Genomic DNA, 13440 nt, shown 5'->3' with positions numbered 1-13440 from the left:
AAATACCGATGGGCTATATACAGCGTTATAACGCGGCATGCCGGCCCGATGCAGTCAGGGCCGCGGGGCGTAGGCAAAGACGTCGGCGCGCATCTGATGGGCATCCATCCCGGCGTTCACCAGCGCATCCAGGGTGGCGTAGATCATCGCCGGCGAGCCGCTGGCGTAGACGTGCACCGCCGACAGGTCGGCGATGTCCTCGCAGACTGCTTCATGCAGCATGCCGCAGCGCCCTTCCCAGCCGCACAGGTCACTGACCACCTTGTGCAGGTAGAGGTTGGGCAATTGCAGCCACTCGTCCCAGTGATCCAGTTGGTAGAAGTCTTCCGGACGACGCACTCCCCAATACAGGTGCACCGGATGCTTGAAGCCCTCGGACCGGCAATGTTCGATCAGGCTGTGCATCTGCGCCATACCGGTACCGGCGGCGATCAGCACCAACGGGCCATCCGGCAGCTCGGCCAGGTGGGTGTCACCAAAAGGCAGCTCGACCCGCGCCATGCGCGTGCGCTGCAGTTGCGCCATCAGGCTCTGAGCGCTGTTTTCACGCACCAGCACATGCAACTCCAGGTCCCGCCCGCTGTGAGGCGCCGAAGCCAGGGAGAATGCCGACTTCTCGCCATTGTCGCGTTCCAGCATCAGGTACTGCCCGGCGTGATAACGCGGCGGCTTGCCGGCCGGCGCCCGCAGCCTGACACGCCAGACGTCACCGCCAACCTCCAGGCATTCAGTAAGCTGACACGACAGGCTGCGCACCGGCAATTCTCCCAGCGCAAGGACGCCATCCCACAGCACGATGCAGTCTTCCAGCGGCTCTGCAATGCAAGTGTAGAACTCGCCGTGATCCCTCACATCGCCAGCCTGCTGCACGCTGCCCTCCACCAGCAACGCAGCACACACATGACAGTTGCCATTGCGGCAGCTCTGCGGGCATTCATAGCCCAAACGCCGCGCCGCATCGAGAATCCGCTCGCCGGGCAGCGTCTCAAGCACTGCTCCGGAGGGCTGCAAGGTTACACGCATCAATCTATTCCTAACTGATTCCAGATGGCATCGATCCGGCGGGTGACCGCCTCATCCTTGACGATGACCCGGCCCCACTCGCGGGTGGTTTCTCCAGGCCACTTGTGAGTGGCATCGAGCCCCATCTTCGAACCCAGGCCGGAGACCGGCGAGGCGAAGTCGAGGTAGTCGATCGGCGTGTTGTCGATCATCACCGTGTCGCGCTTGGGGTCCATGCGCGTGGTGATGGCCCAGATCACGTCGTTCCAGTCCCGGGCATTGATATCGTCGTCGGTGACGATAACGAACTTGGTGTACATGAACTGTCGCAAAAACGACCAGACGCCCAGCATCACGCGCTTGGCGTGCCCCGGGTACTGCTTCTTCATGGTCACCACCGCCATGCGGTACGAGCAGCCTTCGGGCGGCAGGTAGAAGTCGGTGATTTCCGGGAACTGCTTCTGCAGGATCGGCACGAACACTTCATTCAGCGCTACGCCGAGGATCGCCGGCTCATCCGGCGGCCGGCCGGTGTAGGTGCTGTGGTAGATCGGCTTGATGCGATGGGTGATGCGTTCCACGGTGAACACCGGGAAGCTGTCGACCTCGTTGTAGTAGCCGGTGTGATCGCCGTACGGGCCTTCATCGGCCATTTCGCCAGGATGGATCACCCCTTCCAGGATGATCTCGGCAGTGGCCGGCACCTGCAGGTCATTGCCGCGGCACTTCACCAGTTCGGTACGGTTGCCCCGCAGCAGGCCGGCGAAGGCGTATTCGGAAAGGCTGTCCGGCACCGGGGTCACGGCGCCGAGAATGGTCGCAGGGTCCGCGCCCAGGGCCACGGACACCGGGAACGGCTGGCCCGGGTGTTTTTCGCACCACTCGCGGTAATCCAGGGCGCCGCCGCGGTGGCTCAGCCAACGCATGATCACCTTGTTGCGGCCGATCACCTGCTGGCGGTAGATGCCCAGGTTCTGCCGATCCTTGTTCGGGCCCTTGGTCACCGTCAGGCCCCAAGTGATCAGCGGGCCGACATCGCCCGGCCAGCAGGTCTGCACCGGCAGCATGCCGAGGTCGACATCATCACCCTCGATCACCACTTCCTGGCACACCGCATCCTTGACCACCTTGGGCGCCATGGAAATGATCTTGCGGAAGATCGGCAGCTTGGACCAGGCGTCCTTGAGCCCCTTGGGCGGTTCCGGTTCCTTGAGGAAGGCTAGCAACTTGCCGATTTCCCGCAGTTCGCTGACGGCCTCGGCGCCCATGCCCAGGGCTACTCGTTCGGGAGTGCCGAACAGATTGCCAAGCACCGGAATGTCATAGCCTGTGGGGTTTTCGAACAACAGGGCCGGGCCTTTGGCACGCAGGGTGCGATCACAGACCTCGGTCATTTCCAGCACTGGGGACACCGGAACCTGGATGCGCTTGAGTTCACCGCGCTGTTCCAGGCCGCTGATAAAGTCGCGCAAGTCGCGATACTGCATGCTTGAGCCTCGTGTTTCGCCGTGGCGTTCAGGGCAGGCAGTTTAGCGCCGAACCCCACTGTTCAGAACAGTGAACTGCCGTTTGATCAATAATCAGATAGCAAAAAGCCGGGTTTCCCCGGCTTTCTGCGGTCCCGCTCGACTTACTTGCGTTTCATCGACAGGAAGAACTCATCGTTGGTCTTGGTCTGTTTCAGCTTGTCGACCAGGAACTCGATGGCGGCGACTTCATCCATGGGATGCAACAGCTTGCGCAGGATCCACATGCGCTGCAGCTCGTCGTCGGCGGTCAGCAACTCTTCGCGGCGGGTGCCGGAACGGTTGATGTTGATGGCCGGGAACACACGCTTCTCGGCGATCTTGCGGTCCAGAGGCAGCTCCATGTTGCCGGTACCCTTGAACTCTTCGTAGATCACTTCGTCCATCTTCGAGCCGGTTTCAACCAGCGCGGTGGCGATGATGGTCAGCGAGCCGCCCTCTTCGATGTTGCGCGCAGCGCCGAAGAAACGCTTCGGTTTCTCCAGGGCGTGGGCATCCACACCACCGGTCAGTACCTTGCCGGAGCTCGGGATCACGGTGTTGTAGGCACGGGCCAGACGGGTGATGGAGTCCAGCAGGATCACCACGTCCTTCTTGTGCTCGACCAGACGCTTGGCCTTCTCGATCACCATCTCGGCAACCTGCACGTGGCGGGTTGGCGGTTCGTCGAAGGTGGAGGCGACCACTTCGCCGCGCACGGTGCGCTGCATCTCGGTCACTTCTTCCGGACGCTCGTCGATCAGCAGCACGATCAGATGAACTTCCGGGTTGTTGCGGGTGATGTTCGACGCGATGTTCTGCAGCATGATGGTCTTGCCCGCCTTTGGCGGAGCAACGATCAGGCCACGCTGGCCTTTACCGATCGGGGCGCACAGGTCGATCACGCGACCGGTCAGGTCTTCAGTGGAACCGTTGCCGGCTTCCATCTTCATGCGCACGGTCGGGAACAGCGGCGTCAGGTTTTCGAACAGGATCTTGTTCTTGGCGTTCTCGGGACGGTCGTAGTTAATCGTGTCGACCTTGAGCAGCGCGAAGTAACGCTCGCCTTCCTTGGGAGGGCGGATCTTGCCAACGATGGTGTCACCGGTGCGCAAGTTGAAGCGACGGATCTGGCTTGGCGAGACGTAGATATCGTCCGGGCCGGCCAGGTAGGAGGCATCGGAGGAGCGAAGGAAGCCGAAGCCGTCCTGGAGGATCTCCAGCACGCCATCACCGGAGATTTCCTCACCGCTTTTCGCGTGCTTTTTCAGCAGGGAGAAAATCACGTCCTGCTTGCGCGAACGGGCCATATTTTCTATGCCCATCTGTTCGGCCAATTCGAGCAGTTCGGTAATCGGCTTTTGCTTGAGTTCAGTCAGATTCATATAGGAATGACGTAATCATTTATAGAGGGGGGAAATTAAGCTTTTGGCTTAATGAGGCCGCGCCGCAGAGAAGGCGACAGGATCGCGTACTAATTCGAAAAGGAGAGCGTCGGCGACGGCTTGCAGGGGGCACTGGAGGAACCAGTGCGGGACCGAATGTAACACCTGAGTTTCGGAGCGTCTAGCCCTCAATCACGAAAAGGCCCCGCATATTGCGGGGCCTTTTCAATCACGCCAAAACCGACAATCAGATGTTGGCGTCGAGGAATGCCGCCAGTTGCGACTTCGACAGCGCACCGACCTTGGTCGCTTCAACGTTGCCGTTCTTGAACAGCATCAGGGTCGGAATACCACGCACGCCATGCTTGGCCGGGGTTTCCTGGTTTTCGTCGATGTTCAGCTTGGCAACGGTCAGCTTGCCTTTGTAGGTTTCAGCAATTTCGTCCAGAACCGGAGCGATCATTTTGCATGGGCCGCACCACTCAGCCCAGTAGTCGACCAGTACAGCGCCTTCGGCTTTGAGTACGTCGGCCTCGAAGCTGGCGTCGCTGACGTGTTTGATAAGATCGCTGCTCATGGAATTCTCCAGGTTGTAAGCAAAAAAACGTGGCCCATCATATCTGCCCTTCCCTCGTTCAGGAAGCCGGAGATGATTGACTCTCACTATGGTGCCCCATGAATTTGGGTATAGCTCAGCTGGGGAAGAAGCGGCGGCTGCCAAGGCGATTCCGCCGGCCTGCACGGCCCCGCAAAGGCGGTTCCTGCACGCCTTTATATGCGGCGTACCAAGCGGCCAGGGCCAGGGGCAACTGTTCTGGCGACAAACTGCCCAGCTTCCACGCCCCGTTCAGGTCGGATGAACGGTCGTGCACAAAATGTACAAGAGCCCTCCCTGCCCCGCTCGCGAGTCAAACCGAGCAGCACGCACATAGCTTTTTTGCCGGGGAAGTCGAGGCGGTCCCGAGAACCGCTACCGCTGCCTGCAACTGCGCTCGAAACCTCGATTGAGGAGCCCTGCATCCCTCGCCCGAGAATGCTCGCCAGGATCTGCGGCGAGCGGTTTCATGCGTTGAATCAAGCCATTGGACACTGCGCGTTGGCGCGAGCCTGTGATCGTGGCAGGATGGCGAGGTTATCGACCGAGACCCCCAACCATGCCCCAATCCCAAGCCAAGAATCTGTCCCTGATCGCTGCAATAGATCTGGGCTCCAACAGCTTTCACATGGTCGTGGCCAAGGCCCGGAACGGTGAGATCCGCATTCTCGAGCGGCTGGGTGAAAAGGTTCAGCTGGCCGCCGGCATCGACGAAGAGCGTCGGCTCAATGAAGAATCCATGCAGCGCGGGCTCGACTGCCTCAAGCGCTTTGCCCAACTGATCAACGGCATGCCCCTGGGCACCGTACGCATCGTCGGCACCAACGCCCTGCGCGAAGCACGCAACCGCGGCGAATTCATCCACCGCGCCGAGGAAATCCTCGGCCACCCGGTGGAAGTCATCTCCGGCCGCGAAGAAGCGCGCCTGATCTACCTCGGGGTTTCCCACACTCTCGCCGACACCCCGGGCAAGCGCCTGGTGGCCGACATTGGCGGCGGCAGCACCGAATTCATCATCGGCCAGCGCTTCGAACCGCTGCTGCGCGAAAGCCTGCAGATGGGCTGCGTGAGCTTCACCCAGCGCTATTTCCGCGACGGCAAGATCACCCCCGCCCGCTATGCCCAGGCCTACACCGCAGCGCGCCTGGAGATCATGAGCATCGAGCACGCCCTGCACCGCCTGACCTGGGACGAAGCCATCGGCTCCTCCGGGACCATCCGCGCCATCGGCCTGGCCCTCAAGGCCGGCGGCCAGGGCAGCGGCGAAGTCAATGCCGAAGGCCTGGCCTGGCTCAAGCGCAAGCTGTTCAAGCTCGGCGATGCCGAGAAGATCGATTTCGAAGGCATCAAGCCCGACCGCCGGGCGATCTTCCCCGCCGGCCTGGCGATTCTCGAAGCCATCTTCGACGCCCTGGAACTGCAACGCATGGACCATTGTGAAGGTGCCCTGCGTGAAGGCGTGCTCTACGACCTGCTGGGCCGCCATCACCACGAAGACGTGCGTGAACGTACCCTAGGCTCGCTGATGGAGCGCTACCACGTGGACCTGGAACAGGCTTCGCGGGTCGAGGGCAAGGCCTTGCGCTCCTTCGACCAGGTGGCGGCGGACTGGGACCTGGAGGACGGTGTCTGGCGTGAGTTGCTGGGCTGGGCGGCCAAGGTCCATGAAGTGGGCCTGGACATCGCCCACTATCACTACCACAAGCATGGCGCCTACCTGATCGAACACTCCGACCTGGCCGGTTTCTCCCGGGAAGACCAGCAGATGCTGGCCCTGCTGGTACGCGGCCATCGCCGCAACATTCCCAAGGAGAAGTTCGCCGAGTTCGGCGACGACGGCATCAAGCTGATCCGCCTCTGTGTGCTGCTGCGTTTCGCCATCCTGTTCCACCATATCCGCGGCACCCAGCAAATGCCCCAGGTGAAACTCAGCGCCAACGGCGACCAGTTGGACGTGGAATTCCCGGCCAACTGGCTGGACGAAAACCAGCTGACCCAGGCCGACTTCGCCCTTGAAGCGGACTGGCTGACCCGGGTCGGTATCGTACTCAACGTCCGCTGACCCTGCCCCACCGCGGATGTAGGAGCCGGCTTGCCGGCGAAGAGGCCCCCAAGCCTTGAATCACCCTTACCGGCGCTTTCGCTGGCAAGCCAGCTCCTACAGGTCACCCACGCAAGCCAATAAAAAAGGCCAGCCCGGTGATCGGGCTGGCCTTTTTCATGGGCGCCTGTAGCGTTTAGCGCACTGGCAACACTGGGCTGCCAAGGCGCTCCAGCAAGGTCGCCTGGGCGCTGCGCGGGTTCTGGTTGCCGGTCGGCGTGTTACGGATGTAACGACCGTCGGACTGCAGGCTCCAGCTGTGGGTGTTGTCGGTGAGGTAACTCTCCAACTCCTTCTTGACCCTCAGGATCAGCTTCTTGCCCTCCACCGGGAAGCAGGTCTCGACCCGCTTGTCGAGGTTGCGCTCCATCCAGTCGGCGCTGGAAAGGAACATCTGTTCCTCGCCGCCATTGAGGAAGTAGAACACCCGGGTGTGCTCGAGGAAGCGGCCGATGATCGAGCGCACGTGGATATTGTGCGAGACCCCGGCAATACCTGGACGCAGGCAGCACATGCCCCGCACCACCAGGTCGATGCGCACGCCCGACTGGCTGGCCTTGTACAGCGCGCGGATGATCTTCGGATCGGTCAGCGAGTTGAACTTGGCGATGATGTGCGCCGGTTTGCCGTCCAGGGCGAACTGAGTCTCCCGGGCGATCATGTCGAGCATGCCCTTCTTCAGGGTGAACGGCGCATGCAGCAGCTTCTTCATGCGCAGGGTCTTGCCCATGCCGATCAACTGGCTGAACAGCTTGCCGACGTCTTCGCACAGGGCGTCGTCGGAGGTCAGCAGGCTGTAGTCGGTGTACAGCCGGGCGTTGGCCGCGTGGTAGTTACCGGTGCCCAGGTGCGCATAGCGCACGATCTCGCCGGCTTCGCGACGCAAGATCAGCATCATCTTGGCGTGGGTCTTGAACCCCACCACACCGTAGATCACCACCGCACCGGCCGCCTGCAGGCGACTGGCCATCTGCAGGTTGGACTCTTCATCGAAGCGCGCCCGCAACTCGATCACCGCGGTGACCTCCTTGCCGTTGCGCGCCGCGTCCACCAGGGCGTCGACAATCTCCGAGTTGGCGCCACTGCGATACAGGGTCTGGCGCACCGCCAGCACGTGCGGATCCTTGGCGGCCTGGCGCAACAGGTCGACCACGGGAGTGAAGGATTCGAACGGGTGCAGCAGCAGGATGTCCTGCTTGCTGATGACGCTGAAGATGTTCTCGCTGTTCTGCAGCAGTTTCGGAATCTGTGGCGTGAACGGCGTGTATTGCAGCTCCGGATGGCTGTCCAGACCGGTGATGCTGAACAGCCGCGTCAGGTTCACCGGGCCGTTGACTTGGTACAGCTCGGTCTCGTGCAGGTTGAACTGCTTGAGCAGGTAGTCCGACAGGTGTTTCGGGCAGGTGTCGGCCACCTCCAGGCGCACCGCATCACCGTAGCGACGGGAGAACAGCTCGCCGCGCAAGGCACGGGCCAGGTCTTCGACGTCCTCGGTGTCCACCGCCAGGTCGGCGTTTCGGGTCAGGCGGAATTGATAGCAGCCCTTCACCTTCATGCCCTGGAACAGGTCATCGGCGTGGGCGTGGATCATCGACGAGAGGAACACATAATTGTCGCCAGGGCCGCCGACTTCTTCCGGCACCTTGATGATCCGTGGCAGCAGGCGCGGCGCCGGGATGATCGCCAGGCCCGAGTCGCGGCCGAAGGCGTCGATGCCTTCGAGTTCGACGATGAAGTTCAGGCTCTTGTTCACCAGCAATGGGAACGGGTGCGTCGGATCCAGGCCGATGGGGGTGATGATCGGCGCGATCTCGTCGCGGAAATAGCGGCGCACCCAAGTCTTGAGCTTGGTGGTCCAGTAGCGGCGACGGATGAAGCGGATCTGATGTTTCTCCAGCTCCGGCAACAGAATGTCGTTGAGAATCGCGTATTGACGATCGACGTGACCGTGCACCAACTCGCTGATGCGCGCCAGCGCCTGGTGCGGCTGCAGGCCATCGGCACCGGCCTGTTCACGGGCGAAGGTGATCTGCTTCTTCAGGCCGGCCACGCGGATCTCGAAGAACTCGTCCAGGTTGCTGGAGAAGATCAGCAGGAACTTCAGGCGCTCCAGCAGCGGGTAGGACTCGTCCAGCGCCTGTTCCAGCACGCGGATGTTGAATTGCAGTTGCGACAGCTCGCGGTGGATGTACAGGCTGCTGTCATCCAGGTTGGGAATGACGATAGCCGGCGCCGGTTGCGCCTCCGCCACGCCGGCCGCCGGCGCGGGCTCCAGCTCCGGCGGGGTCTCGGCCACGGGCTCGATCACCGGCTGGGCGTCTTTTACGGCAACTTCTGAGAGTCCTTCAGTATTCATCGCGTGTTCCTGGGAGGGCTATTTTTGCTCTCGTAACAATTGAGCAGCACGAACGGCAAAGTAAGTCAGGATGCCATCGGCACCTGCACGTTTAAAAGCGGTCAGGGATTCAAGAATAACCCCTTCACCCAACCAACCATTCTGGATCGCCGCCATGTGCATGGCGTACTCGCCGCTGACCTGATAGACAAAGGTCGGGACCTTGAATTCATCCTTGACCCGAAAAAGGATATCCAGGTACGGCATGCCCGGCTTGACCATGACCATGTCCGCCCCTTCCGCCAGGTCCGCGGCCACTTCCTGCAAGGCTTCGTGAGCGTTGGCCGGGTCCATCTGGTACGAGGCCTTGTCGGCCTTGCCCAGGTTCAGCGCCGAACCCACCGCATCACGGAAAGGCCCGTAGTAGGCGCTGGCGTACTTGGCCGAGTAGGCCATGATCCGCACATTGACGTGCCCCGCCAGCTCCAGTGCCTCGCGGATCGCCTGGACCCGCCCGTCCATCATGTCGGACGGCGCCACCACCTGGGCCCCCGCCTCGGCGTGGGACAGGGCCTGGCGCACCAGGGCGTCGACGGTGATGTCGTTCTGCACGTAGCCGTGTTCGTCGAGGATACCGTCCTGGCCGTGGGTGGTGAATGGATCGAGGGCCACATCGGTGATCACCCCCAGCGCGGGAAACCGCGCACGCAAAGCGCGGGTGGCGCGCTGAGCGATACCTTCGGGGTTCCAGGATTCGGCGGCGTCCAGCGACTTGAGCCCGGCCGGCGTCACCGGAAACAGTGCCAGCGCCGGAATCCCCAGCTCGACCCAATGGGCCGCTTCTTCCAGCAGCAGGTCGATGGTCAGGCGTTCGACCCCAGGCATCGAGGCCACCACCTCACGGCGATTCTCACCCTCGAGCACAAACACCGGCAGGATCAGATCATCCACACTCAGGCGATTCTCACGCACCAGACGGCGGGAAAAATCATCCCGGCGGTTGCGCCGCAGACGAGTGGCAGGAAACAGGCGGTTGGCGGGGGTAAAGCTCACGGCGGACTCCAGGGCCCGCGCTGGCGGGCGAGCGGAACAGTTATAAGCGGGCATTATGACGAACAGATGACAGTTGTGCTCAAGGTGTTGACCGACAGCAACACTCATTGTCATAGGGGGGAATGTTCACGTCGAGACACATTTCGATACTTTCCCGAACGTCGTCGAAGGGGTAGGCTGCGCGTTCATTTCGCCAGCATCCAGACAATGCTCCAACAATTTCTTCAGGATTTCGGCTACTTCGCCCTCTTTCTCGGTACGTTTTTCGAAGGCGAAACCATTCTGGTTCTAGCCGGGTTTCTTGCGTTCCGCGGATACATGGATATCAACCTGGTGATGGTGGTTGCCTTCTTCGGCAGCTACGCCGGTGACCAGCTGTGGTACTTCCTGGGACGCAAGCATGGCCGCAAGTTGCTGGCGCGCAAGCCGCGCTGGCAAATGATGGGTGACCGGGCGCTGGAGCACATCCGCAAGCACCCGGACATCTGGGTGCTGAGCTTTCGCTTCGTCTACGGACTGCGCACGGTGATGCCGGTGGCCATCGGCCTGTCCGGCTATCCGCCAGGACGCTACCTGCTGCTCAATGGTATCGGCGCGGCCATCTGGGCAATCGCCCTCGCCTCGGCGGCCTACCATTTCGGCGCCGTCATGGAAGGCATGCTCGGCAGCATCAAGAAGTACGAGCTCTGGGTACTGGGCGCGTTGCTGGTGCTGGGCTTTGGCCTGTGGTTGCGCCGGCGGTTCAAGAACGCGCGCCTGGCCAAGCAGATCTACGAAGCCGAACAGGCCGGTGAACACGCCAAGGCCAAGGAATCTACGACGCCAGTCGAGTGAAGCGCTGGCCGCAGCAGTACAGCAGGCTGACACTCAACAGGCTGTAGCAGCCCAGCGCCACCCAGGCCAGGTGGCCGGCCGGCCACAGGCCGACGATGGGCGCCAGCCACACCAGTGGCAGGTTCGACAGCAGCCGTGCCAGCTCCAGCTTCAAGCTCCAGGGCCGGTTTTCCAGGGCTGCCCCCAGCACGAACAGGCCAAATGCCAGGGCGCTCCAGCCCAGGACCAGGGCCTGGGTCGAGAGGCGGTCCTCGGCGTTCATCAGGTAGCTGCCCAGCGCCACATAAACTGCGAACTGCAGCACCACATAGACCTGCCGACGCCTCTGCAAAGGCACCTCGAACTTGCGGAACCGGCTCAAGTCCGGCTTGGGCAAAGGATTGCGGGCTTGCACGTCCGCCGGACGCCAACCGGTGCGCATGAACCAGATCCGCAGCTTGTCCCAATAACTGGACGTGTGCCGGGCGTCATCCCACAACTGCGCGTAGAACTGCAGGTTGGCCCATAGCGGGTTCCAACTGGCCAGCGGCGTGGTCACCCCGAACACCACCGGTTCGTTGTCATCCTCCTCCTGGAAAGTGCCAAACAGCCGATCCCAGAGAATGAACACGCCGCCGTAGTTGCGATCCATATAAAGAGTGTTCTGCGCGTGATGCGCCCGATGGTTGGACGGGGTGACGAAGAACCACTCGTACCAGCCCAGCTTGCCGATGTGCCGGGTGTGCACCCAGAACTGATAGAGCAGGTTGAGGGCCGCCACAGTGACGAACACCGACAGCGGCACCCCAAGCACCGCCAGGGGCAGGTAGAAGATCCAGCCCAGGAGAAACCCGGTGCTGGTCTGGCGCAACGCCGTGGAAAGGTTGTAGTCCTCGCTCTGGTGATGCACCGAGTGGGCGGCCCAGAGGATGTTGCGCTCATGGCCACAGCGGTGCAGCCAGTAGTAGCACAAGTCATACAGGACAAAGGCCGCCACCCAGACCCAGGCACTCTGCGCGGACAGCTCGAACAGCGCCAGGTGCTTGAGGGCAAAGGCGTAAGTGACCAGCCCCAGGCCCTTGGTCAACAGGCCTGTCGTGGTGGACAACACGCCGGTGCTGATGCTATTGACCGCATCGGCAACCCGGTAGTTGTGCACTCCCCGCCAGCGGTCGGCCAACAATTCGGCGACAATCAACACGAAGAAGAACGGCACCGCATAGAGAATGAGGTTCATGGCGCGACCTGATCGGAATCGATAGCCAAGATTAGGTCCGAGCCTGACATTCCCCTATGGCGACAGGTGACAAAACGGCGGACATTTAGCGCCATGAATCTGGAGAAAAACCCATGAGCAAAAAAGTTGCAGTGATCCTTTCCGGCTGTGGTGTGTTTGACGGCGCCGAGATCCACGAAAGCGTGATCACTCTGTTGCGCCTCGACCAACGCGGCGCCCAGGTACAGTGCTTCGCCCCTGACATTCCCCAGATGCACGTGCTCAACCATCTGACCGGCGAAGCCATGCCCGAGACCCGCAACGTCCTGGTGGAGTCGGCGCGCATTGCCCGGGGACAGGTCAAGGACCTGCGCGAAGCCAAGGTCGAGGACTTCGACGCACTGATCGTTCCTGGCGGTTTTGGCGCCGCCAAGAACCTCTCCAGCTTCGCCACCGAAGGCGCCGCCTGCAGTGTCCAGGCAGACGTCCTGGCCCTGGCCGAAGCCTTTGCCGAAGCGGGCAAGCCGGTGGGCCTGATGTGCATCGCCCCAGCCCTGGCGGCGAAGATCTACGGCCCCGGCGTGACCTGCACCATCGGCAACGACGCCGACACGGCCGCGGCCCTGGGCAAGATGGGCGCCACCCACGCTGAATGCGCGGTGGGCGACATCATCGAGGACAAGGCGCGCAAGCTGGTGAGCACCCCCGCGTACATGCTTGCGCAATCCATCAGCGAAGCCGCCTCGGGCATCAACAAGCTGGTGGACCGGGTACTGGAATTGACCCACGAAGGCGAGCAGTAAAGCCTGTAGCGAGGGCGCTTGCTCCCGCAGGGCCAGGTTGAGGCACTCGCGCATAGCGCCCGCAAGATCGGCTGACGCGGTGAACCAGGTACTGCGCATCAGCCGATTTCACCACTGCTGCGCCCTTGAGCGGGAGCAAGCCGCCTCTCTACAACCCGCTCCCTCCCCCCTTCAACCTTGGCGTGCCAGCCGGGTCAGGATCCGATCCAGGGAATTGGCGAAGGCCTGCTTCTCACGATCGCCATAGGGCGCCTGCCCGCCACTGACCTGCCCCTGCTCCCGCAGATCGGTGAACAGGTTGCGCACCGCCAGGCGCTCACCCATGTTCTGTGCATCGAACTCCTTGCCCCGCGGGTCCAGGGCCGCCACGCCCTTTTTCACCAGCCGGTCGGCCAGCGGCACGTCGCTGCAGATCACCAGTTCACCGGGCACCGCGTGCTCCACCAGGTAGTCATCGGCCGCATCCGGGCCGCTGGGCACCACGATCAACCTGACACAGGCAAAGGCCGGCTTGATCTGCGCCTGCCCAGCCACCAGCACCACTTCGAACTGGCGCTTGAGGGCAAAGCGCACCACCTGGTCCTTGGCTGCCTTGGGGCAAGCGTCAGCATCGATCCAGACACGCATTGAAG

Annotated in this window: 11 protein-coding genes; 3 read left to right on the top strand and 8 right to left on the bottom strand. The window is 62.1% G+C overall.

All coding sequences use genetic code 11. The features are described from left to right. Window positions 1–54: 54 nt before the first annotated feature. From U873_RS0125380 to trxA, 4 genes are all read right to left on the bottom strand, one after another. Window positions 55–1023 carry a CDP-6-deoxy-delta-3,4-glucoseen reductase gene (locus U873_RS0125380; RefSeq protein WP_025130915.1) on the bottom strand — a complete coding sequence of 323 codons (969 nt, stop codon included), beginning with the start codon at window positions 1021–1023 and terminating at the stop codon, window positions 55–57. Then, window positions 1023–2489 (bottom strand): 4-hydroxy-3-polyprenylbenzoate decarboxylase, encoded by a 1467-nt coding sequence (gene ubiD, locus U873_RS0125375; protein ID WP_025130914.1) that lies wholly within the window; start codon window positions 2487–2489, stop codon window positions 1023–1025. The genes U873_RS0125380 and ubiD overlap by 1 nt, the downstream gene beginning before the upstream one ends. A 143-nt stretch (window positions 2490–2632) precedes the next feature. Further along, entirely contained in the window at window positions 2633–3892 is a 1260-nt protein-coding gene (gene rho / locus U873_RS0125370; RefSeq protein WP_007926725.1) for a transcription termination factor Rho, read from the bottom strand. Window positions 3893–4139: 247 nt separating this feature from the next. Next, complete coding sequence (gene trxA / locus U873_RS0125365; RefSeq protein ID WP_003206727.1) at window positions 4140–4469, bottom strand: thioredoxin TrxA; 330 nt, start codon at window positions 4467–4469, stop codon at window positions 4140–4142. Window positions 4470–5046: 577 nt separating this feature from the next. Here trxA and ppx point away from each other — a divergent pair. Further along, window positions 5047–6549: an exopolyphosphatase gene (ppx, locus tag U873_RS0125360; RefSeq protein ID WP_025130913.1), complete on the top strand. Its 1503-nt coding sequence runs from the start codon at window positions 5047–5049 to the stop codon at window positions 6547–6549. Window positions 6550–6724: 175 nt separating this feature from the next. On the opposite strand, the gene ppk1 is transcribed toward ppx, so the two are convergent. Continuing rightward, a complete protein-coding gene (gene ppk1 / locus U873_RS0125355) occupies window positions 6725–8944 on the bottom strand; it encodes a polyphosphate kinase 1 (protein ID WP_025130912.1) in 2220 nt (739 codons plus the stop codon). Between the two features lie 18 nt (window positions 8945–8962). After that, a complete protein-coding gene (gene hemB / locus U873_RS0125350; protein WP_025130911.1) occupies window positions 8963–9976 on the bottom strand; it encodes a porphobilinogen synthase in 1014 nt (337 codons plus the stop codon). Between the two features lie 207 nt (window positions 9977–10183). Between hemB and U873_RS0125345 the strand changes: the two genes are divergently transcribed. Continuing rightward, window positions 10184–10810, top strand: coding sequence for a DedA family protein (locus U873_RS0125345; protein WP_025130910.1), 627 nt, complete (start codon window positions 10184–10186; stop codon window positions 10808–10810). On the opposite strand, the gene U873_RS0125340 is transcribed toward U873_RS0125345, so the two are convergent. Beyond that, window positions 10791–12026: a sterol desaturase family protein gene (locus U873_RS0125340; protein WP_025130909.1), complete on the bottom strand. Its 1236-nt coding sequence runs from the start codon at window positions 12024–12026 to the stop codon at window positions 10791–10793. The two genes, U873_RS0125345 and U873_RS0125340, sit on opposite strands and share 20 nt — an antisense overlap. A 113-nt stretch (window positions 12027–12139) precedes the next feature. Between U873_RS0125340 and elbB the strand changes: the two genes are divergently transcribed. Further along, the gene (gene elbB / locus U873_RS0125335; protein WP_025130908.1) at window positions 12140–12808 is read left to right on the top strand and encodes an isoprenoid biosynthesis glyoxalase ElbB; all 669 of its coding nucleotides are present in this window, start codon (window positions 12140–12142) and stop codon (window positions 12806–12808) included. Window positions 12809–12979: 171 nt separating this feature from the next. On the opposite strand, the gene U873_RS0125330 is transcribed toward elbB, so the two are convergent. Then, complete coding sequence (locus U873_RS0125330) at window positions 12980–13435, bottom strand: YaiI/YqxD family protein (protein WP_025130907.1); 456 nt, start codon at window positions 13433–13435, stop codon at window positions 12980–12982. Window positions 13436–13440 lie beyond the last annotated feature (5 nt).

It is taken from the genome of Pseudomonas sp. PH1b (assembly GCF_000633395.1).
Lineage (GTDB): Bacteria > Pseudomonadota > Gammaproteobacteria > Pseudomonadales > Pseudomonadaceae > Aquipseudomonas.
This window is presented reverse-complemented; position numbering and strand designations above follow the sequence as displayed.

What these genes read in the sequence shown, in the direction of transcription:
- U873_RS0125380 (WP_025130915.1), bottom strand. Translation starts at nt 1,023, where the DNA reads ATGCGTGTAACCTTGCAGCCCTCCGGAGCAGTGCTTGAGACGCTGCCC.
- ubiD (WP_025130914.1), bottom strand. Translation starts at nt 2,489, where the DNA reads ATGCAGTATCGCGACTTGCGCGACTTTATCAGCGGCCTGGAACAGCGC.
- rho (WP_007926725.1), bottom strand. Translation starts at nt 3,892, where the DNA reads ATGAATCTGACTGAACTCAAGCAAAAGCCGATTACCGAACTGCTCGAA.
- trxA (WP_003206727.1), bottom strand. Translation starts at nt 4,469, where the DNA reads ATGAGCAGCGATCTTATCAAACACGTCAGCGACGCCAGCTTCGAGGCC.
- ppx (WP_025130913.1), top strand. Translation starts at nt 5,047, where the DNA reads ATGCCCCAATCCCAAGCCAAGAATCTGTCCCTGATCGCTGCAATAGAT.
- ppk1 (WP_025130912.1), bottom strand. Translation starts at nt 8,944, where the DNA reads ATGAATACTGAAGGACTCTCAGAAGTTGCCGTAAAAGACGCCCAGCCG.
- U873_RS0125345 (WP_025130910.1), top strand. Translation starts at nt 10,184, where the DNA reads ATGCTCCAACAATTTCTTCAGGATTTCGGCTACTTCGCCCTCTTTCTC.
- U873_RS0125340 (WP_025130909.1), bottom strand. Translation starts at nt 12,026, where the DNA reads ATGAACCTCATTCTCTATGCGGTGCCGTTCTTCTTCGTGTTGATTGTC.
- elbB (WP_025130908.1), top strand. Translation starts at nt 12,140, where the DNA reads ATGAGCAAAAAAGTTGCAGTGATCCTTTCCGGCTGTGGTGTGTTTGAC.
- U873_RS0125330 (WP_025130907.1), bottom strand. Translation starts at nt 13,435, where the DNA reads ATGCGTGTCTGGATCGATGCTGACGCTTGCCCCAAGGCAGCCAAGGAC.